Source organism: Variovorax sp. 10N432 (genome assembly GCF_056394465.1).
Genome location: NZ_JBFTHX010000058.1, coordinates 1 through 20236, shown reverse-complemented (window position 1 = coordinate 20236; position 20236 = coordinate 1). Strand labels below are relative to the sequence as shown.

At 71.3% G+C, this 20236-nt stretch carries 14 protein-coding genes; 10 read left to right on the top strand and 4 right to left on the bottom strand.

What is annotated here, in order from left to right:
- Nucleotides 1-47 precede the first annotated feature (47 nt).
- The 6 genes from AC1DF3_RS34155 (at nt 48) to AC1DF3_RS34130 (ending at nt 9269) form a co-directional block, all read left to right on the top strand.
- Nucleotides 48-1022 carry a Bug family tripartite tricarboxylate transporter substrate binding protein gene (locus AC1DF3_RS34155; protein ID WP_286371877.1) on the top strand — a complete coding sequence of 325 codons (975 nt, stop codon included), beginning with the start codon at nt 48-50 and terminating at the stop codon, nt 1020-1022.
- A gap of 23 nt (nt 1023-1045) precedes the next feature.
- Nucleotides 1046-2305 carry a CaiB/BaiF CoA transferase family protein gene (locus AC1DF3_RS34150; protein WP_286533286.1) on the top strand — a complete coding sequence of 420 codons (1260 nt, stop codon included), beginning with the start codon at nt 1046-1048 and terminating at the stop codon, nt 2303-2305.
- Entirely contained in the window at nt 2305-3291 is a 987-nt protein-coding gene (gene acuI, locus AC1DF3_RS34145) for an acrylyl-CoA reductase (NADPH) (protein ID WP_478142420.1), read from the top strand. Before AC1DF3_RS34150 ends, acuI begins: the two co-directional genes overlap by 1 nt.
- Nucleotides 3292-3370: 79 nt before the next feature.
- On the top strand, nt 3371-7732 hold the full coding sequence (locus AC1DF3_RS34140) for a DEAD/DEAH box helicase (RefSeq protein ID WP_478142419.1): 4362 nt from the start codon (nt 3371-3373) through the stop codon (nt 7730-7732).
- Between the two features lie 20 nt (nt 7733-7752).
- Entirely contained in the window at nt 7753-8178 is a 426-nt protein-coding gene (locus tag AC1DF3_RS34135) for an Lrp/AsnC family transcriptional regulator (protein ID WP_478142418.1), read from the top strand.
- A gap of 80 nt (nt 8179-8258) precedes the next feature.
- Nucleotides 8259-9269: an aldo/keto reductase gene (locus AC1DF3_RS34130; RefSeq protein ID WP_478142417.1), complete on the top strand. Its 1011-nt coding sequence runs from the start codon at nt 8259-8261 to the stop codon at nt 9267-9269.
- Nucleotides 9270-9282: 13 nt separating this feature from the next.
- Here the strand turns inward: AC1DF3_RS34130 and AC1DF3_RS34125 are convergent, their stop codons facing one another.
- A complete protein-coding gene (locus AC1DF3_RS34125) occupies nt 9283-10290 on the bottom strand; it encodes a bile acid:sodium symporter family protein (RefSeq protein WP_286533292.1) in 1008 nt (335 codons plus the stop codon).
- 70 nt (nt 10291-10360) lie between these two features.
- Here AC1DF3_RS34125 and AC1DF3_RS34120 point away from each other — a divergent pair, with 70 nt between their 5' ends.
- Nucleotides 10361-11266, top strand: a complete 906-nt coding sequence (locus AC1DF3_RS34120; RefSeq protein WP_478142416.1) for a LysR family transcriptional regulator — start codon at nt 10361-10363, stop codon at nt 11264-11266.
- Between the two features lie 9 nt (nt 11267-11275).
- On the opposite strand, the gene AC1DF3_RS34115 is transcribed toward AC1DF3_RS34120, so the two are convergent.
- On the bottom strand, nt 11276-12211 hold the full coding sequence (locus AC1DF3_RS34115; RefSeq protein ID WP_478142415.1) for a LysR family transcriptional regulator: 936 nt from the start codon (nt 12209-12211) through the stop codon (nt 11276-11278).
- Between the two features lie 115 nt (nt 12212-12326).
- Between AC1DF3_RS34115 and AC1DF3_RS34110 the strand changes: the two genes are divergently transcribed.
- Nucleotides 12327-13754, top strand: a complete 1428-nt coding sequence (locus AC1DF3_RS34110; RefSeq protein ID WP_286533296.1) for a M20 family metallopeptidase — start codon at nt 12327-12329, stop codon at nt 13752-13754.
- 13 nt (nt 13755-13767) lie between these two features.
- Nucleotides 13768-14754 carry a Bug family tripartite tricarboxylate transporter substrate binding protein gene (locus AC1DF3_RS34105; protein ID WP_286533298.1) on the top strand — a complete coding sequence of 329 codons (987 nt, stop codon included), beginning with the start codon at nt 13768-13770 and terminating at the stop codon, nt 14752-14754.
- 10 nt (nt 14755-14764) lie between these two features.
- On the opposite strand, the gene AC1DF3_RS34100 is transcribed toward AC1DF3_RS34105, so the two are convergent.
- A complete protein-coding gene (locus AC1DF3_RS34100) occupies nt 14765-15832 on the bottom strand; it encodes a pirin family protein (protein ID WP_478142414.1) in 1068 nt (355 codons plus the stop codon).
- Nucleotides 15833-15959: 127 nt separating this feature from the next.
- The gene (locus AC1DF3_RS34095; RefSeq protein ID WP_286533303.1) at nt 15960-16439 is read right to left on the bottom strand and encodes an FKBP-type peptidyl-prolyl cis-trans isomerase; all 480 of its coding nucleotides are present in this window, start codon (nt 16437-16439) and stop codon (nt 15960-15962) included.
- 272 nt (nt 16440-16711) lie between these two features.
- On the opposite strand from AC1DF3_RS34095, the gene AC1DF3_RS34090 reads away from it, so the two are divergent.
- A partial coding sequence (locus AC1DF3_RS34090) for an autotransporter-associated beta strand repeat-containing protein (RefSeq protein ID WP_478142413.1) occupies nt 16712-20236 on the top strand: 3525 nt, incomplete at its 3' end.

Genomic DNA, 20236 nt, shown 5'->3' with positions numbered 1-20236 from the left:
CGCTGTCTCGACCTATGCTGATGCCACACCAGAAGGAGACATTCGCCATGGATCGCCGCAGTTTCTGCCGGGCCGCATCGGCCCTCGCTCTTGTGCCGCTCGCCGTACGCGCCGCCGACGGCTTCCCCGGCAAGCCGGTGCGCGTCATCTCGCCCTACGCCGCGGGCGGCGGCCCCGACGTGCAGCTGCGCCAGGCCGGCCCGGCGCTCGGCGAGGCGCTGGGCCAGTCGATCGTGATCGAGAACAAGGTCGGCGCGGCCGGCGTGCTGGCCGCGCAGTACGTGGCACAGGCGGCGCCCGACGGCTACACGCTGCTGATGGGCTCCAACACGCACCTGATCCAGAAGATCCTGCAGCCCGATCTCAAGTTCGATCCCATCGCCGACTTCGTGCCGGTCAGCAACTTCGCATCCTCGCCCACCGTGCTGGTGGTGCGTGCCGACAGCCCCTACCAGACGCTCGAGGACCTCATCGCGGATGCGAAGGCCAAGCCGGGCCAGATGAACTACGGCTCCGGCGGCATCGGCACCTCGGCCCACCTCGCGGGGGCGACGCTGGCCTCGCTCGCGGGGCTCAAGGTCACGCACATTCCGCTCAAGGGCTCGGTCGAGATCGCCGCCTCGCTGCTGCGCGGCGACACGCAGTTCGCGTTTCCGGTGGCCGGCACCGGCGTGCCGCAGGTCAAGGGCGGCAAGCTGCGCGCGCTGGCCGTCACCAGCCGCCAGCGCCTGAAGCAGTTGCCCGAGGTGCCGACCCTGCACGAGCGGCTGAAGAACGAGCTCGCGGTGCAGGAGTCGTGGTTCGGCCTCTGGGCCCCGGCCCGCACGCCGCAGGACGTGGTCGCGGTGCTGTTCGCGGCCGCGACCCGGACCTTGAAGACGCCGGCCCTGCAAGCCGCCTTCGAGGCGGCCGGCAACGAGGCCGCGATCAGCGAGAGCCCGCAGGCCTTCGCAGCCTTCGTGCGCAGCGAGAACCGCAAGTGGGCCGAGATCGTGAAACTGGCCGGCGTGACGGCGAGCTGAAGCCGAACAGGAGAACAGGCACCATGTCCAAACCCCTCGAAGGTGTGCGCGTCATCGACATGTCGCACGTGATCGCCGGTCCCCTGGCGTCCCTCTACCTCGCCCAGCTCGGCGCCGAGGTGATCAAGATCGAGCCGCCGCAGTCCGGCGAGGTGATGCGCGCCAGCAAGGCCGCGCCGGAGGAAGGCGACACGCCGGCCGGCTTCGCGGCGCTGAACGCCGGCAAGCGCTCCTTCGCGGCCGACATCCGGACGGCCGAAGGTGCCGCGCTGGTGCGCTCGCTGGCCCGCACGGCCGACGTCTTCATCGAGAACTTCCGTCCCGGCGTGGTCGCGAAGTACGGGCTCGACTACGCCGCCATCCAGGCCGAGCGGCCGGACATCGTGTACTGCTCGATCTCCGGCTACGGCCAGGAAGGCGAGTGGTCGCGGCGCGGCGCCTACGACCATGTGGTGCAGGCCCTGACCGGCATGATGATGATGTCGGGCGACAGCGCCGAGGCGCCGCCGCTCAAGGTGGGCTTCCCGGTGATCGACGTCGCCGTCGGCATGCTCGGCGCGCTGTCGATCGTGGCGGCCCTGCATCGCCGCGAGCGCGAGGGCCTGGGCCAGTACATCGATGCCTCGATGGTGCAGGCCTCGCTGATGCTGATGTATCCCAACGCGAGCAGCTTCCTCACCGGGCGCGTCGAGCCGCAGCGGGTCGGCAATCGCGGCTACACCGGCAGTCCCACGGCCGACACCTACCGCTGCGCCGACGGCTGGCTCGCCACCGCGGCCAACACGCCGGCACAGTTTCGCAAGCTCACGGCGGTGCTGGCGCTCGAGTCGCTCTGCGAGGACGCGGCGGCACTCGACCTCGAGGCCTTCCATGCGCCGGGCGGCGGCTTCGTCGTCGCCCGCGACCTGCCCTATCTGCAGCAGCGCTTCCGCGACGCCTTCGCGAGCCGGTCGGCGGCCGAGATGGAGCAAAGGCTCAATGCGGTCGGCGTGCCGGCGGCTCGGGTGCGCAAGCTCGGCGAATTCCTCGACGAGATGGAATCGCGAGGCGGCGCCGCTCTGCAGCCCGTCGCCTTCTCGCACGGCGCATCGACCGTGCGCACGCCGGGCCTCGGTTTCCGCTATCGCTTCGACGGCGCCGCCGCGGCCACCGGCGCGCCCCGGCTCGGCCAGGACACCCACGCGCTGCTCGCGGAAATGGGATGGGGCGCCGAAGCCATCCGGTCGCTGTGCGATGCTCGCGCGATCCGCTTGTATCCGCCGATTCAACAAGGAGCGCTCTGATGTTCGATGCCCTGCTGCTGACCAAGACCGACGACGGCACCACCCGCGCCGCCGTGACCGCGCTCGATGACGCCGCACTGCCCGAGGGCGAGGTGCGGGTCGACGTGGCGTTCTCCACCGTCAACTACAAGGACGCCCTGGCGATCACGGGCAAGTCGCCGGTGGTGCGCAAGTTCCCGATGGTGCCGGGCATCGACTTCGCGGGCACGGTCGCCGAGAGCAGCGACGCGCGCTACAAGAAGGGCGACCCGGTGCTGCTCAACGGCTGGGGCGTGGGCGAGACGCATTGGGGCGGCCTCGCGCAGCAGGCCCGCGTCAAGGCCGACTGGCTGGTGGCCATCCCGCCGGGCTTCGATGCGCGCCAGACGATGGCGATCGGCACCGCGGGCTACACCGCGATGCTGTGCGTGATGGCGCTGCAGCAGCACGGCTTGACGCCGGCCTCGGGCCCGGTGCTGGTCACCGGCGCCAACGGCGGCGTCGGCACGATCGCGATCGCCCTGCTGGCCCGGCTCGGCTTCGAGGTGCATGCCTCGACCGGCCGAACGGCCGAGGCCGCGCACCTGCAGCGCCTGGGCGCTCGCGAGATCATCGACCGGGCAACGCTCGGCGAGCCCGGCAAGCCGCTGCAGAAAGAGCGCTGGGCCGGTGCGGTCGACAGCGTCGGCAGCCACACGCTCGCCAACGTGTGTGCCAGCCTGCGCTATGGCGGCACGGTGGCGGCCTGCGGGCTGGCGCAGGGCATGGATTTCCCGGCCAGCGTGGCGCCCTTCATCCTGCGTGGCGTGACGCTCGCCGGGGTCGATAGCGTGCAGGCGCCGCAGGCCCGCCGGGTCGAGGCCTGGCGACGGCTCGCGGCCGAGCTGCCGCGCGACCTGCTCGACGCCAATACCCAGACCCTCGGCCTCGGCGCGGTGGCCGAACTGGCGCCGCGCCTGCTCGCGGGACAGGTGCGCGGCCGCGTGGTGGTCGACGTCTGGGCCTGAGGGCGCAGGTTGCAGCTTGTGTCGGCGCCGCGGCCGGCGCCTTGACATCGCCCCGCGCGGCCTGATCTCATGCAAGGCCGTGCATGACACTTTCCATCCCGCCGTCGCCCGCTGGTTCGACGCCACCTTCCCGGCCCCGACCGAGGCCCAGGCCGCCGCCTGGCCGGCGATCGCCGCCGGCCGCCACACGCTGATCGCGGCGCCGACCGGCTCCGGCAAGACGCTCACGGCCTTCCTTGCGGCGCTGGACGGCTTGGTGCGCCAGGGCCTGCAACCCGGCGGCCTGCCGGACCAGACCACAGTGGTCTACGTGTCGCCGCTGAAGGCGCTGTCGAACGACATCGGTCTCAACCTGCAGGCGCCCTTGGCGGGCATCCGCGCCGAACTCGCCAAGCTCGGCCTGCCCGACGTCGAGATCCGCACCGCCGTACGCACCGGCGACACGCCGGCCCGCGAGCGGCAGCAGGCGCTGCGCAAGCCGCCCCATGTGCTGGTCAGCACGCCCGAGTCGCTGTACGTGCTGCTCGGCTCGGTGTCGGGCCGCAAGATGCTGTCGACGGTGCGCACCGTGATCGTCGACGAGATCCACGCCATCGTCGGCAGCAAGCGCGGCAGCCACCTGGCGCTGTCGCTCGAGCGGCTGCAGGCGCTGTGCCAAGCGCCGCTGACGCGCATCGGCGTGTCGGCGACGCAGAAGCCGATCGACGAGATCGCGCGCTTCCTGGTCGGGGCCGGCGCGGTGGTCGACGGCGTCGCCGACTGCGCGATCGTCGACATCGGCTATGCCAAGCAGCGCGACCTGGCGCTCGAGCTGCCGCCGACGCCGCTCGAGGCCGTGATGTCGAACGCCCAGTGGGAGCAGGTCTATGCGCGCATCGCCGCCATGGTCCACGCGCACCGCACCACGCTGCTGTTCGTCAACACGCGCCGGATGGCCGAGCGGGCGGCGCGGCACCTGGGCGAGATCCTCGGCAAGGAGGTGGTCGCGGCGCACCACGGCAGCCTCGCGAAAGAGACCCGCCTCGATGCCGAACAGCGCCTGAAACGCGGCCAGCTGAAGGTGCTGGTGGCCACGGCCTCGCTCGAACTGGGGCTCGATATCGGCGACGTCGACCTGGTCTGCCAGCTCGGCTCGCCGCGCTCGATCGCCACCTTCCTGCAGCGCGCCGGGCGCTCCGGCCATGCGGTGGGCGGCGTGCCGAAGGCGCGGCTGTTCCCGCAGTCGCGCGACGAACTGGTCGAGTGCGCGGCGCTGCTCGACTGCGTCGGCCGCGGCGAACTCGACGCGCTGCATGTGCTGCCGGCGCCGCTCGACGTGCTGGCGCAGCAGATCGTGGCCGAGACCGCCTCGCGCGAATGGGAGGAGGACGAACTGTTCGCGCTGGTGCGGCGCGCCTGGCCCTATGCTGACCTGAAGCGCGAGGATTTCGCGGCGGTGGTGCGGATGCTGTCGGAAGGTTTTTCCACCCGACAGGGCGCGCGCGGCAGCTACGTGCATCGCGATGCGGTGCATCACCTGCTGCGCGAACGCAGGGGTGCGCGCATGACCGCGCTGACCTCCGGCGGCACCATTCCCGAGACCGGCGACTACACGGTGGTGCTCGAGCCGCAGGCGCACAAGATCGGCAGCGTCAACGAGGACTTCGCGGTCGAGAGCCTGGCCGGCGACGTGTTCCAGCTCGGCAACGCCAGCTACCGCATCCTGAAGATCGAGCCTGGCCGGGTGCGGGTCGAGGACGCCCATGGCGCCGCGCCGAACATCCCCTTCTGGCTCGGCGAGGCCCCCGGGCGCAGCGACGAGCTGTCGTCCGGCGTTGCGCGCCTGCGCGCCGGGATCGAGGCGGCATTGGCCGCCCGGGGCGTCGAGGGTGCGACCGAATGGCTCGCCGGCGCCGTCGGCCTCGAAGCCGAAGCGGCGCGCCAGATCGTCGAGCACCTGGCCCGAACGATGCGCGTGCTCGGCGCGCTGCCGACCCAGCAGCGCATCGTGATGGAGCGCTTCTTCGATGCCTCGGGCGGCATGCAGCTGGTGATCCATTCGGTCTTCGGCAGCCGGCTCAACCGCGCCTGGGGGCTGGCGCTGCGCAAGCGCTTCTGCCGCCAGTTCAACTTCGAGCTCCAGGCCGCCGCGACCGAGGATGCGATCGTGCTGTCGCTGTCGACCAGCCACAGCTTTGCGCTCGACGAAGTCGCGCGCTACCTGCATTCGGCCTCGGCGCTCGACGTGCTGGTGCAGGCGCTGCTCGATGCGCCGCTGTTCGGCGTGCGCTGGCGCTGGAACGCCACCACGGCGCTGGCGCTGCCGCGCTTCATGGGCGGGCGCAAGGTGGCGCCGCAGCTGCAGCGGATGAAGTCCGAGGACCTGCTGGCCGCGGTCTTCCCGGACCAGGTCGCCTGCGCCGAGAACCTGGCTGGCGCCCGCGAGATCCCCGACCATCCGCTGGTCGCGCAGACGCTGCAGGACTGCCTGTACGAGGCCATGGATGCCGCGGGCTGGCTGCGGCTGCTCGCGAAGCTGGAGTCCGGCGAGATCGAGGTGCTGGCGCGCGATGTGCCGGCGCCGTCGGCGCTCGCGGCCGAGGCGCTGAATGCCCGACCCTATGCTTTTCTCGACGACGCACCGCTCGAGGAGCGCCGCACCCAGGCGGTGCAGAACCGCCGCTATGTCGATCCCGAAAGCGCCGACGACCTGGGCCAGCTCGACGCCGAGGCGATCGAGGCCGTGCGCCAGGAAGCCTGGCCGCGGGCGCGCAGCGCCGACGAGATGCACGAGGCGCTCCGTGGGCTCGGGGTGGTCAGCGATGCCGAGGCCTTGGCCAACGCAGGCTGGCAGGACTGGCTGCAGGCGCTGGCGGCCGACCGGCGGGCGACGCGGCTGGCGGTCGCCACGGCGCCGGGCCGCGGGCTGTGGGTCGCGGCCGAGCGATGGGCGCAAGTCCGCACGCTCTACCCCGGGGCCGCGATGGCGCCCGCGATCGAGCCCCCGTGCGATGCAACGCCGCCGGCCGATGCCGACGACGTCCTGCGCGAACTTCTGCGCTCGCGGCTCGGTGGCCTCGGCCCGGTGTCGGCGCCTGCGCTGGCCGCGTCGCTCGGGCTGCCGGCGGCCGACATCGAGGCCGCGCTGGGGGCCTTGCAGACCGAAGGCTCGGTGCTGCAGGGCCGCTTCACGCCCGGCACGCCGGCGCTCGAATGGTGCGAGCGTCATCTGCTGGCGCGCATTCATCGCTACACGCTGAAGCGGCTGCGACAGGAGATCGAGCCGGTCGAGCCGCGCGACTTCGCGCGCTTCCTGTTCGAGTGGCAGCGTGTCGCTGCCGCCAGCCGGGTCAGCGGCCCCGAGGCGCTGGCCGGCATCCTGGCGCAGCTCGAAGGCTACGAAGCGCCGGCCGGACTCTGGGAGGCCGAGCTGCTGCCGGCGCGGGTCAAGGACTACGCCCCGGCCTGGCTCGACGAACTCTGCACCGCGGGCCGCACGCTGTGGACGCGGCTGCGGCCGCTGGCCATCGAAGGACGGCCGGGCGGTGGCAGCCCCTCGCTGCGCTCGGCGCCGATCCTGCTGCTGCCGCGCCGCAGCGCCGCGCTCTGGACCGGCCTCGCGCCGGCGCCCGGGAACGACGACGGCCTCGGCTCCCGGGCCCGGCGGGTGGCGGCGTTCCTGGCCGAGCATGGCGCTTCCTTCTTCGACGAAATGGTCCAGGGCACGCACCTTCTGGGCACCGAACTCGAGGATGCGTTGAGCGAACTGGTGATGCGCGGCCGGGTGCATTGCGACAGCTACGCGGGTCTTCGCGCATTGCTGATCCCGCCGTCCAAACGCTCGACTTCGACGCATGGGCGGCGGCATCGGCGCACGGCATTGTTCGGGATCGAGGACGCGGGGCGCTGGTCGCTGGTCCGCGCGCGTGCGCCGGTGGCGGCAGCCGATCCGCCCGCGCGCGTGGGCAGCGATGCCGTCGAGCAGGTCGCGCGGGTCCTGCTGCGCCGCTACGGCGTGGTCTGCTGGCGCCTGCTCGAGCGCGAGGCGGCCTGGCTGCCGCCGTGGCGCGACCTGGTGCGCGCCTACCGCCGGCTCGAGGCGCGCGGCGAGATCCGTGGCGGCCGCTTCATCGCCGGCGTGGCGGGCGAACAATTCGCCTTGCCCGAAGCCATCGGCCTGCTGCGCGAAACGCGGCGCCGGCCGCTCGATGGCGCCCTGGTCTGCCTGTCGGCCGCCGACCCCGCGAACCTGCTCGGCACCATCATGCCGGGCCCGAAGGCCGCGCGGGTGGCGGGTTCGCGGGTGCTCTACCGCGACGGCGTGCCGATCGCCAGCCTGGTGGCCGGCCAGGTCGAACTGCTGCAGGCGCTGGCGCCGTCGCTGGCGCAGGCCGCGCATCGGGCGTTGATGTCGGAGGCGCCTTCGCGGGTGGCGGAGCTGGTGTCGCTAGCGTCGGGCTAGGCCTTCGCTAGACTGGCGTGATGGACATCGACCCGCTCGACCATCGCCTGATCGCCTTGCTGCGGCAGGACGCCCGCCTGCCGGCGGCCGTGCTGGCGCAGAAGCTCGGCGTCTCGCGCGGCACGGTCGCCAATCGGCTGCGCAAGCTGGAGGATGCCGGCGTCATCGTCGGCTATGCGGTGCAGCTGCGGCCGGAGGCGCGCTCGGACGAGATCCGCGCCTGGATGGGCATCCTGGTCGAAGGCAACCAGACCCGCACGGTGATCGCCAGCCTGCTCGGCGAGCCCGGCGTCGCCGCGCTGCACGACACCAATGGCCGCTGGGACCTGCTGGCCGAGCTGCGCGCCGCCTCGATGGCCGAGCTGTCGCAGGTGCTGGAGCGGATCCGGCTGCTGAAGGGGATTCGCAGCACGGAGACCAGCATTCATCTGGCGACCTATCGGTAGGGTGAACACGCCCTCGGCCGCAAGCGCGTCTGCTGGCGGTTCACTATCATGGCCGACCGCCCCGAATCCGGAGTCCTTCGATGAGCATCCCCACCACCCGCCTCGGCCGCACCGGCCTCACCGTGTCGCGCCTCGCGCTCGGCACCATGACCTTCGGCCTGCAGACCGACGAGGCGGTGTCGCACCAGATCCTCGACCGCGCCGCCGAGGGCGGCATCAACTTCCTCGACACCGCGGATGTCTATCCGCTCGGCGGCACCGTCGACACCGCGGGCCGCACCGAGGAGATCATCGGCCGCTGGCTGCGCGCCAAGGGCGCGAGCCGGCGCCATGACTTCATCATCGCGACCAAGGCGGCGAACAAGGTCGGCCCCCACAGCTGGGACCAGGGCAATTCGCGCAAGCACCTGCTCGACGCCATCGATGCCTCGCTGAAGCGGCTGCAGACCGACCACGTCGATCTCTACCAGCTCCACCACGACGACCGCGAGACGCCGCTCGACGAAAGCCTGGAGGCACTCGACACGATCGTCCGCTCGGGCCGCGCGCGCTACATCGGCGTCTCGAATTTCCTGGCGTACCGGCTGGCCCGCGCGATCGGCCGGGCCGAGCTGCGCCGGCTCACCCAGCTGGTGTGCGTGCAGCCGCGCTACAGCCTCCTGTTCCGCGAGATCGAGCGCGAGCTGCTTCCGCTGGCCGGCGAGGAAGGTCTGGGCGTGATCCCTTACAACCCGCTCGCGGGCGGCCTCCTGACCGGCAAGTACAAGCCCGAGGCCAAGCCGGAGGCGAACACGCGCTTCACGCTCGGTACGGCCGGCGGCATGTACCAGGACCGCTACTGGAACGAGCGCAGCTTCGGCACCGTCGCCGAGCTGCACCGGCTGGCCGATGAAGCGGGCGTGCCGCTCTCGACCTTGGCGGTGGCCTGGGTGATGGCCAATCCGCTGGTCACCGCGCCGCTGCTCGGTGCCAGCCGGCCCGATCAGCTCGATGCGACGCTGGCCGCGGCCGACTACCAGCTCGACGCCGGGCTGAAGCAACGGCTGGACGAGCTCACCGCCGAGTACCGCAAGGGCGACGCCCCGCGTTGAGCGAAGCGAAGCGTCAAGCGGCGGGCTTGACCTTCTCGATCTCGGCCGCGGCCGCGTCGGCCTTGCGGCGCGCATAGCGCTGGGCGAGCACTGCGCAGACCATCAGCTGCATCTGGTGAAACAGCATCAGCGGCAGCACGATCGCGCCGACCGCGTGCGAGGCGAACAGCACCTTGGCCATCGGGATGCCGCTGGCCAGGCTCTTCTTGGAGCCGCAGAACACGATCGTGATCTCGTCGGCCTTGTCGAAGCCCAGCGCGCGGCTGGCCCAGGTCGTGACGAACAGCGCCAGCGCCAGCAGCACCGCGCAGACCACCAGCAGGCCGGCCAGCGCCGACATCGGCACCTGCTTCCACAGCCCCTCGATCACGGCCGCGCTGAAGGCGGTGTAGACCACCAGCAGGATCGAGCCGCGGTCGACCAGTGTCAGCACCGACGCGCGGCGCTTGATCCAGCCGCCGATCCAGGGCCGCAGCAGATGGCCGGCGACGAAGGGCACCATCAGCTGCAGCAGGATGCGACCGATGGCATCGAACGAAGCGCTGGCGGCGCCGTTCGGCACCACGATCAGGTTGACCAGCAGCGGCGTGATGAAGACGCCGAGCATGGTCGAGGCCGAGGCGCTGCAGATCGCGGCCGGCATGTTGCCGCGCGCCATCGAGGTGAAGGCGATCGCCGACTGGACGGTGGCCGGCAGCACGCACAAGAAGAGCACGCCGGTGTACAGCTCGGGCGTGACCAGCGGCGTCAGCACCGGCTTGAGCGCCAGCCCGAGCAGCGGGAACATGACGAAAGTGGCGCCGAACACCAGCAGGTGCAGCCGCCAGTGCGTGATGCCGCCCATCACGGCCTCGCGCGACAGCTTGGCGCCGTGCAGGAAGAACAGCAGGCCGATCGCGACCGTGGTCAGGCGCTCGAAGAAATGCGCTGTAGCGCCGCTCGCCGGCCACAGGCTGGCCAGCGTGACGGTGGCGACCAGGGCCAGCGTGAAGTTGTCGGGGAGGTAGCGTGAACGTGCCATGGCCCCGATTGGACCGCGCTTGCATTCAAAAGAGAAATGGATTTATCGGATAGATATATGATTTGACCGCATGAATGTGAGCCTGCGCCAGCTGCGTGTCTTCCGTGCCATCGCCGACGGCCGCAACTTCAGCCGGGCCGGCGATCAGGTCGGCCTGTCGCAGCCCGCGGTCAGCCGCTCGATCCATGAACTCGAGTCGCAGCTCGGCCTGAAGCTGCTCGACCGCACGACGCGGGAGGTGGTGCTGACCGAGGCCGGCCAGTCGCTCGCGCTCCGCCTGGCGCGCGTGCTCGACGAACTCGACCAGGCACTGGCCGAAGTCCATGGCATGGCCGGTGCGCGGCGCGGCAAGGTTCGCGTGGCCAGCAGCCCGACCCTGTCGGCCAACCTGATGCCGGCCTGCATCGCGGAATGCGCGCGGCGCGAGCCCGAGATCGAGTTCGTGCTGCTCGACCGCATCCAGCAGGACGTGCTGGACAGCGTGCGCGCCGGCGAGGTCGATTTCGGCGTGGTGGTCGAGCCGCCCGACACCGACGACCTGCATGGCGAGCCGATCCTCGACGATCCGTTCTGCCTGGTGCTGCCGCCGGGCCATCGGCTGGCGGCCCAGCGCACGCTGCGCTGGTCGGCGCTCGACGGCGAGGCGCTGGTGCTGCTCGACCATGCCTCGGGCAGCCGGCGCCTGATCGACGAGGCGCTGGCCCGGCATGGCGTGCGCTGCGAAATCCGCCAGCAGGTCGGGCATCCGACCACCGCCTTCCGAATGGTCGAGCAAGGCATCGGCATCAGCGTGATGCCGGCGCTGGCAGCCCCGCCGACCGGGCTCGCGGTGCTGGTCATGCGGCCGCTGCTGCCGCGGGTGCAGCGCTCGATCATGCTGGTGCATCGGCGCAATCGGGCGCCGTCGCCGCTGGCGCAGCGGGTGTGGGGGCTGATCCGGGAAGTGGCCGGCGACATGCGCAGCCGGGCGGCGTGAACCTGCGCCTCAGGTTGTCCTGGCCCGTCCCAGCCTGCGCCGGCTGGCCTGAGTGATCGCCTTCACCAGGTGCTGCACGAAGGCCTGCACCGGCGCCGTCAGGGTGCGGCCTTCGAGCGAGAGCAATTGCAGCCGGCGCTGCTGCATCGGCGCATCGGCGAAGGGACGGGCCACGACCAGGCCTTCGTTGATCAGGTGCATCACGGTCAGGTGGCCCGACAGCAGCACGTCGGGCGTGCGCAGCAGCGGCAGTTGCGCCGACGAGAAATTACTGACGAACACCGGCCGGTATTGCACGCCCAGGACGCTGCAGGCCTGGTCGAAGAGCTGGCGCGTGGTCACGCCCCCGCTGCCCACGATCAGCGGATAGCGCACCACCTCGGCCACTTGCAGCATGCGCTGCCGGGCCAGCGGATGGTCGGGCCGCAGCACCGCGTGCACCGGCGCCGGCGCGGCATGCTCGATCTTCAGGCCGGGCTCGGGCGCGACGACGTACTTGAGCACGATGTCGGTCTCGCCACGCGCCAGCAGCAGGCTCACTTCATCGGGCGAGCCAACGTGAAGCTCGATCTGGCTGCCCGGGTTGGCATCCCGGAATTCGCCCACCACGGCCGGCATGAAGTGGGACGCGAAACCCTCGGTGCAGGCAATGCGAACGCGGCCGGCTTGCTGGCCGCCGAGATCGCGCACCTGCTCGATCACCTGCTCGGCGTCGAGCACGGCATTGCGCAGGTGCGCCGACAGCCGCAGGCCCGCGGCCGTGAGCGTCATGCCGCGGGCGCTGCGCTCGAACAGCGCGGTGCCCAGGCTGTCCTCGAGCTTGGTGATCTGGCGGCTGACCGCCGACGCGGCGACGAACAGCCGCGCCGCGGCCTGGTTGACCGAGCCGCTGCGCGCCACTTCGAGAAAGTGGCGCATCGGGATGCTGAGGAGCGTGGGTGTCATGGGAAAGCCCGCGGGTCGCGTGTTGCCTCAAAGGCAATGGGAGTGTGCCAAAACGATGATGGAAGCAAAGCCCTTCAGGCCTTGTACTTGCAGCATTCCCACGAAACGCAAGCAAATGACACGCACCGACGCCCTCGCCTCCGCGGCCGCCTACTTCGACGACGGCGGATTCTTCGCCGATCTGCAGCGGCGCATCGCCTTTCGCACCGAGAGCGACACCGGAGCCGCCACGCCGGCGCTCGAGGCCTACCTGCGCAGTGAACTGGTGCCGCCGCTCGAAGCGCTCGGCTTCGATTGCGAGCTGATCGCCAACCCGGCGGCCGGCGGCGGTCCGTTCCTGATCGCCCGCCGGATCGAGGGCGCCGAACTGCCCACGGTGCTGAGCTACGGCCACGGCGACGTCGTGAGCGGACAGGACGCGCTCTGGGCCGAAGGGCTGTCACCCTGGTCGCTGACCGTTCGCGGCGAGCGCTGGTACGGCCGCGGCACGGCCGACAACAAGGGCCAGCACACGGTCAATCTCGGCGGGCTCGCCGCCGTGCTGCGGGCCCGCCGAGGGCGGCTGGGCTACAACGTGACCTGGCTGATCGAGATGGGCGAGGAAGCCGCCTCGCCCGGCCTGCAGGCGGTCTGCGAGCAGCAGCGCGAGAAGCTGCGCGCCGACCTGCTGATCGCCTGCGATGGTCCGCGCGTGAGCGCGGCCCGGCCGACACTGTTCCTCGGCTCGCGCGGCGCGGTCAACTTCAGCCTGCGCCTGCGCGCCCGGCCGCGCGGCTACCACTCGGGCAACTGGGGCGGCGTGCTCGCCAATCCGGCGACCGTGCTGAGCCATGCCGTGGCCTCGCTCGCCGACGCGCGCGGCCGCATCCTGGTCGAGGCGCTGCGGCCGCCGCCGATCCCGGCCCCGGTGCGCGCGGCGCTGGCCGACATCGCCATCGGCGGCGGCGCCGAGGACCCGGCCCTCGATGCCGGCTGGGGCGAGCCGGGGCTGAGTCCGGCCGAGCGCCTGATGGCCTGGAACACGATCGAGGTGCTGGCGCTCGGCGCCGGCTCGGCCGAGCGGCCGGTCAACGCGATCCCGGGCCAGGCGGTGGCGCACTGCCAGTTGCGCTTCGTGGTCGGCACGCCCTGGCAGGAACTCGCGCAGATCGTGCGGGCGCACCTGGATGCGCGCGGCTTCGGGCAGGTCGAGGTCGAGGTCACGCTGGCCGGCGCCGCGACCCGGCTCGATGTCGAGAACCCGTGGGTCGACTGGGCCCAGCGCTCGATCGCCCACAGCTGCGGCCAGCGCGCCGACCTGTTGCCGAATCTCGCGGGCTCGCTGCCGAACGATGTGTTCGCCGGCCAGCTGGGCCTGCCGACCTTGTGGGTGCCGCATTCGTACCCGGCCTGTGCGCAGCACGCGCCCAACGAGCACCTGCTGGCGCCGCTGGTTCGCGAGGGACTTCAGCTCATGGCCGGCCTGTACTGGGACCTCGGCGCGGAGGGCCAGGCACCCTGGCAGGCCGGTGCGCTGTCTTCGACTTCCCTTCCTTCACTTTGACCCTTCGATCACCATGATTTCCATCATCTCCCGCCGCGGCCTGTCCGCGCTCGCCTTTGCCGCCGCCGCCACCCTCGCCCTGCCCGGCTGGTCTCAGGATGCCTGGCCGGCCAAGCCCGTGAAACTGGTGGTTCCCTTCCCGCCCGGCGGCGGCACCGACCTGGTGGCGCGGGCCATGGGCCAGAAGCTCGCGGAGCGGCTCAAGCAGCCGGTGGTGATCGACAACAAGCCCGGCGCCTCGACCATCATCGGCACCGATGCGGTGGCCAAGGCGGTGCCCGACGGCTACACGCTGCTGCTGTCGGGCTCGACCAGCTACAGCGTCAACCCGGCCCTGCGCGCAAAGCTGCCCTACGACCCGGTGCGCGACCTGGCACCGATCGCGATCGTGGCGCGCACGCCGCTGGTGCTGGTGGTCAACGGCAGCGCGCCGTGGCACTCCGTGGCCGAACTGGTCGCCGCAGCCAAGGCCAGTCCCAAGGGCATCCGCTATGCGACCTTCGGCAGCGGTTCGGGCCCCCACCTGGCCGGCGAGCTGCTCGCGCTGGCGGCGGGCGTGCAACTGCAGGACGTGCCGTACAAGGGCAGCAGCCAGGGCGCCATCGCGCTCATCGGCGGCGAGATCGAAATGGGCATCGACACCGTGGCGTCGGTCGCGCCGCATGTGCGCTCCGGCAAGCTGCGGGCGCTCGGCATCGTGGGCGCGACGCGCTCGAGCCTGCTGCCGGAGGTGCCGACCCTGGCCGAGCTGAAGCTGCCCGAAGCCACCTTCGACGCCTGGTACGGTTTTGCCGCGCCGGCCCGCACGCCCCAGCCCGTGATCGACAAGCTGGTGCGCGATGTCAGCGCGACGATGGCCGATCCCGCCGTGCAGGCCCAGCTGCGCGCGCAAGGCATGGAGCCGGTGCTGATCGGCGCGGCCGCCTTCCGCAGCCAGATGGAAAACGAGATCTCCCGCTACCGGGCGCTGGCGCACCGCGCCGGGATCGCGCCGGAATAAGGCGGCCGCCTCAGCGGGCCGCGGCGTGATCCTGCGGCTTTTCCTCGCGCCCGCCCGGATGGCGCGCGAATCGGGCCGGATCGCGCCCGTGCACCGGCGCCTGGTCCGGCCACGGCCAGCCGCCGAACTGGGTGCGGCGGTAGTCGGCCATGGTCTGCGCGATCTCGGCCTGCGTGTTCATCACGAAGGGGCCGTACTGCGCCACCGGCTCGCCGATCGGGCGGCCCTGCAGCAGCAGGAATTCGCCGACCTCGTCGCCGTTGACCAGTTCGACCGCGGCGTCGGCGCGCAGCTCGATGGCCGCGCTGCCGTCGACCGCCTGGCCGGCGACCGTCACCGAACGGCCCTTGAAGAAATACAGGCTGCGCCGCGTGCCTTCGCCCGCGGCCGCCGGCAGCGTCCAGCGCGCATGGGGCTCCATGCGGAGGGTCCAGATCGCCACGTCCGCATCGGCTTGGGAGGCCCAGGAATCCGGCGGCGGCGCCAGCGGGCCGCCGGCGCCCGGCTCGCCGTCGATCGGCGCGATCCGGCCCGCGATGCTCGCGACCTCGGTCTTGCGACCTTCGGGATCGGTGGCGGTGAAGCTCGGAATGTCTTCGGCCCAGAACATCGTGAAGTGCGGCTCGGCCATCTTGCTGCGCGCCGGCAGGTTCAACCAGATCTGGAACAGCTCGAGCGGGTTGGCGGCGTCGGCTTTCAGCAGCGGGAACATCTCCGAATGCACGATGCCCTTGCCGGCCGTCAGCCACTGGACGTCGCCGCCGCCGAAGCGCGCGGTCGCGCCCAGTGAATCCGAATGATCGACCAGGCCCTTGCGCACGATGGTCACGGTCTCGAAGCCGCGGTGCGGATGCCCCGGGAAGCCGGGCACTGGATGGCCGTGGTACATGCTCCAGCCGTCCTTGCGGCTGAAGTCCTGGCCCAGGTCGCGGCCGGCCAGCGGCGCGTCCGGGCCCATCTGCGGGTTGGCCCGCGGGTAGGCGTCGTCGTGATAGGCGCAGAACAGGAACGGATCGATCGTCGCCCAGGGGAAGCCGAGGGCCTTGATCTGGACGATGGGGTTGGCGGCGGTGGTCATGGTGGCGCTTTCGTGGGGCTGGCGATGGGGCGTGTCCACGGCAGATGGGGCCAGGGCCGGGCCGTGAAAAGCCCCGGCCATGGAACGCAGTGGCACGGCGGGTGGAACGCCGCCCCGGCGGCCGCGCTCAGTGATGATGTCCGTGGTCGCCGTGGACGTGGCGGTGGGCGATCTCTTCCTCGGTCGCGGCGCGCACGCCGGTCACGGTCACGCTGAACTTCAGCGCCTTGCCGGCGAGCGGGTGGTTGCCGTCGAGGATCACCTGGGGGCCCTTGATCTTCATGACGGTGAAGTGCTGCGGCTCGCCCCGGTCGTTGCGCCCTTCCAGCTGGCCGCCGACCTTGACGCCGGGCGGGAACTCGCTCTTGGGGATGGTGCGCACCAGCGACTCGTCGCGGGCGCCGAAGGCGTCCTCGGGCTGCAGGTTCAGCGTGGTCTGGAAGCCGACCTCCTGGCCGTCGAGCGCCGCCTCGATCTTGGGGAAGGTGTTCTCGTAGCCGCCATGCAAATAGACCATCGGGTCGCGGCCCTCGTCGATGAGCTTGTGGGTGACGGCATCGCTCACCTTGTAGCGGAGGGTGACGGCGGTGTTGGCGGTGACTTTCATGGTGTCTTGCATTTGGGTTGCGTCCGGCAAGGCCGGTCCGGGGTCGCAAGTCTACGGGCGCGCAGCGCGCGGACGCGTTGCCTGCGGTAGATACCCGTCCGCCTGCCTGACCCAACGACGGCCGTCTTTCGCCCGCCACGACGTCCTGCCCCATAGGCGGATTGCAAACTTATTTCTCACTAATCGGACTCGGATATAGCCCGAACTAGTTACAACTCAGCACTAAATATCTAACAATCTGTATCTTTAGTTAACACTTCTCGAGATTTCCAATGAATTGTGTCCACCGTGTCGTCTTCAACCGCAGCAAGGGCGTGTGCCAGGCCGTGTCCGAGGTTGCCACCGGATCGCACGGAGGACGCGATGCAGTGTCGACTGTTGAATCGGCTATGCCACGTATGTCAGCGCTCGCTTCGGTTCTCGCGTTGGCGATTGCCTCGATGGCGCCGGCCAGCGCCTGGGCGGGCGGCGGGGCCGGCGGGGCGAGCAACACGAACGTCGGCGTTGCCGGCGGTGCCGGCGGTACCGGCGGGACGCTGGCGCAGTCGACGGGCGCCATCGGCGCTACCGGGTCTGTGGTGGACAGCGGCGTCACCTACAAGGCAGGCGGCGGCGGTGGTGGTGGGGCGGTGGTCACGACCGGCGCCACCGCAGGGGATGGGGCCGCGGGCGGCAATGGCGGCGGCAACACGCCGGTGGCCACCGGCGGCGCCGGTGGCGTGGTGGCCGCGGCGTCGCGCGTGACGAGCGGCAACCGCCAGATCAGCATTGCCACCACCGGCGCCAGCGGCGGCCCGGGTCTCGCGCCGGCGACTGTGGTGAATGGCTATGTCGACGGCGGCGGCGGCGGCGGTGGCGCCGGTGCGGCGGGATTGGTGTTCTCGGGGACCGGCACGGTGACCGTCAGCAACGCGCTGACCGGTGGCGCGGGCGGCGCGGGCGGCGCTGCGGGTCCGCAGGGCACCGGCGGGGACTGGGGCTGGGGCGGCGGCGGCGGCGGTGGCCAGGGCGGGGTGGGCCTGCTGACGACCAGCGGCGGCAACGTCACCGTCGACGTGACCCGGGCGGTGCAAGGCGGAGCCGGTGGTGCGGGCGGTGCGGCCACGGCGGGTTCCGGCGGCGCCGGCGGCGACGGCGGCACCGGTATCCAGATCACCGGCGCACGCACGCTCACCAATGCCGGGACCATCGCCGGCGGTGCCGGCGGCGCCGGTGGCTTGTCCACCCAAGGCGGAAACCTCGGCCAGGCAGGGGCGGGCGGCGTCGCGATCAAGGCGACCGGGGGCGTGACGATCATCAACAGCGGGACGATCACCGGCGGCGTGGCGGGGACGGGCTCGGGCGCTGGTGCCGGGCTCCACGCCGATGCGATCCAGTTCTCGGGGGTCGGCAACACGCTGACGCTCCAGGCCGGTTCCACAATCACGGGCAATGTCGTCGCGACCGCAGGCGGCAGCGACAGCCTGGTCTTGGGCGGCAACACGAGCAGCAGTTTCGACGCCAGCCAGATCGGCAACACGGCCCAGTACCGCAATTTCGCAACCTTCCAGAAGACGGGCACCAGCACCTGGACGCTGACCGGCGCGACGACGGCGCTCACGCCCTGGTCGATCCGGGCCGGCACCCTGGCGATCGCTTCGGACGCGAGCCTGGGCGCCACCGCCGGCAGTCTGACCGTGGCGGGCGGCACGCTCCGGACGACCGCCGACGTGACGTCGAACCGTGCGGTCAGCCTGGGCACGGGCGGCGGCACGTTCAACACCGACGCCGCCACGACCCTGACGCTGGGCGGCGCCATCACCGGCAGCACCCGCCTGACCAAGGTCGGCAGCGGCACGCTGGTGCTGGCCGGCAGCGACAGCCACAGCGGCGGCACGACCATCTCGGCCGGCACACTGCAGGTGGGCAACGCGACCACGGCCGGCGCGCTCGCCGGCGACGTGACGGACAACGCCGCGCTGGTCTTCGCCAACACGGCGGCGCCCATCGCGGGCGTGATCTCGGGCAGCGGCACGGTCACCAAGAGCGGCAGCGGCACGACCGTGCTGACGGGCAACAACACCTACACCGGCGCCACGACCATTTCGGCCGGCACGCTGCAACTGGGCAACGGCGGCACCACCGGCGCGATCAGTGCGTCCAGCGCCGTGACGAACAACGGCACGCTTGCCTTCAACCGAAGCAACAGCGTCACGTTCGGCAACGTGATTTCCGGCAGCGGCGGCGTGAGCCAGATCGGCGCCGGCACGACCACGCTCAGCGGTGCCAACACCTACAGCGGCGGCACCATGATCTCTGCCGGCACCTTGTCGGTGGCGAACGACGGCAACCTCGGCAACGCCAGCGGTGGCCTCGCCTTCAACGGCGGCACGCTGAACACCACGAGCAGCTTCACGTCGAACCGCGCGGTGACGCTGAACGCGGGCGGCACGGTCAACACCAACACCTCCACGACCCTGACCCTGGGCGGCGCCATCACCGGCAGCGGCCGGCTGACCAAGGCTGGCGGCGGCACGCTGGTGCTGGCCGGCACCGACACCCACAGCGGCGGCACGACCATCTCGGCCGGCACACTGCAGGTGGGCAACGCGACCACGGYCGGCACCCTSGCCGGCRACGTGACGGACAACGCCRYGCTGGTCTTCGCCAACACGGCGGCGCCGATCGCGGGCGTGATCTCGGGCAGCGGCACGGTCACCAAGACCGGCRCCGGCACGACCGTGCTGACSGGCAACAACACCTACACGGGCGGGACGACGATCTCGGCCGGCACGCTGCAGGTCGGCAACGGCGGCACCAGCGGCGCGATCGCCGGCAACGTGGCCAACGCCGGCGCGCTGRTCTTCAATCGTTCCGGCACGCTCAGCTACGGCGGCGTGATCTCGGGTGTCGGCACGGTGACGCAGAGCGGCAGCGGCACGACCGTGCTGACGGGCGCCAACACCTACACCGGCGCCACGACCATCTCGGCCGGCACGCTGCAACTGGGCAACGGCGGCACCACCGGCGCGATCAGTGCGTCCAGCGCCGTGACGAACAACGGCACGCTCGCCTTCAACCGGAGCAACAGCTTCACGTTCAGCAACGTGATTTCCGGCAGCGGGGGCGTGAGCCAGATCGGCAGCAGCACGACCGTGCTGACGGGCGACAACACCTACAGCGGCGCCACGACCATCTCGGCTGGCACGCTGCAACTGGGCAACGGCGGCACCACCGGCGCGATCAGCGCGTCCAGCGCCGTGACGAACAACGGCACGCTGGCCTTCAACCGAAGCAACAGCGTCACGTTCGGCAACGTGATTTCCGGCAGCGGCGGCGTGAGCCAGATCGGCAGCGGCACGACCACGCTCAGCGGTGCCAACAGCTACGGCGGAGGCACCACGATCTCGGCCGGCACCTTGTCGGTGGCGAACGACGGCAACCTCGGCAACGCCAGCGGCGGCCTCACCTTCAACGGCGGCACCCTGAGCACTTCGACGAGCTTCGCGTCGAACCGCGCGGTGACGCTGAACGCGGGCGGCACAGTCAACACCAATGGGAACACGCTGACGCTGGGCGGCGCCATCACCGGCAGCGGCCGGCTGACCAAGGCTGGCGGCGGCACGCTGGTGCTGGCCGGCASCGACASCCACAGCGGCGGCACGACCATCTCGGCSGGYACRCTGCAGGTGGGCAACGCGACCACGGCCGGCACCCTGGCCGGCAACGTGACGGACAACGCCACGCTGGTCTTCGCCAACACGGCGGCGCCGATCGCGGGCGTGATCTCGGGCAGCGGCACGGTCACCAAGACCGGC

Excerpts from the sequence above, each read along its gene's own strand:
- AC1DF3_RS34155 (WP_286371877.1), top strand. The coding sequence starts at position 48 with ATGGATCGCCGCAGTTTCTGCCGGGCCGCATCGGCCCTCGCTCTTGTG.
- AC1DF3_RS34150 (WP_286533286.1), top strand. The coding sequence starts at position 1,046 with ATGTCCAAACCCCTCGAAGGTGTGCGCGTCATCGACATGTCGCACGTG.
- acuI (WP_478142420.1), top strand. The coding sequence starts at position 2,305 with ATGTTCGATGCCCTGCTGCTGACCAAGACCGACGACGGCACCACCCGC.
- AC1DF3_RS34135 (WP_478142418.1), top strand. The coding sequence starts at position 7,753 with ATGGACATCGACCCGCTCGACCATCGCCTGATCGCCTTGCTGCGGCAG.
- AC1DF3_RS34130 (WP_478142417.1), top strand. The coding sequence starts at position 8,259 with ATGAGCATCCCCACCACCCGCCTCGGCCGCACCGGCCTCACCGTGTCG.
- AC1DF3_RS34125 (WP_286533292.1), bottom strand. The coding sequence starts at position 10,290 with ATGGCACGTTCACGCTACCTCCCCGACAACTTCACGCTGGCCCTGGTC.
- AC1DF3_RS34120 (WP_478142416.1), top strand. The coding sequence starts at position 10,361 with ATGAATGTGAGCCTGCGCCAGCTGCGTGTCTTCCGTGCCATCGCCGAC.
- AC1DF3_RS34115 (WP_478142415.1), bottom strand. The coding sequence starts at position 12,211 with ATGACACCCACGCTCCTCAGCATCCCGATGCGCCACTTTCTCGAAGTG.
- AC1DF3_RS34110 (WP_286533296.1), top strand. The coding sequence starts at position 12,327 with ATGACACGCACCGACGCCCTCGCCTCCGCGGCCGCCTACTTCGACGAC.
- AC1DF3_RS34105 (WP_286533298.1), top strand. The coding sequence starts at position 13,768 with ATGATTTCCATCATCTCCCGCCGCGGCCTGTCCGCGCTCGCCTTTGCC.
- AC1DF3_RS34100 (WP_478142414.1), bottom strand. The coding sequence starts at position 15,832 with ATGACCACCGCCGCCAACCCCATCGTCCAGATCAAGGCCCTCGGCTTC.
- AC1DF3_RS34095 (WP_286533303.1), bottom strand. The coding sequence starts at position 16,439 with ATGAAAGTCACCGCCAACACCGCCGTCACCCTCCGCTACAAGGTGAGC.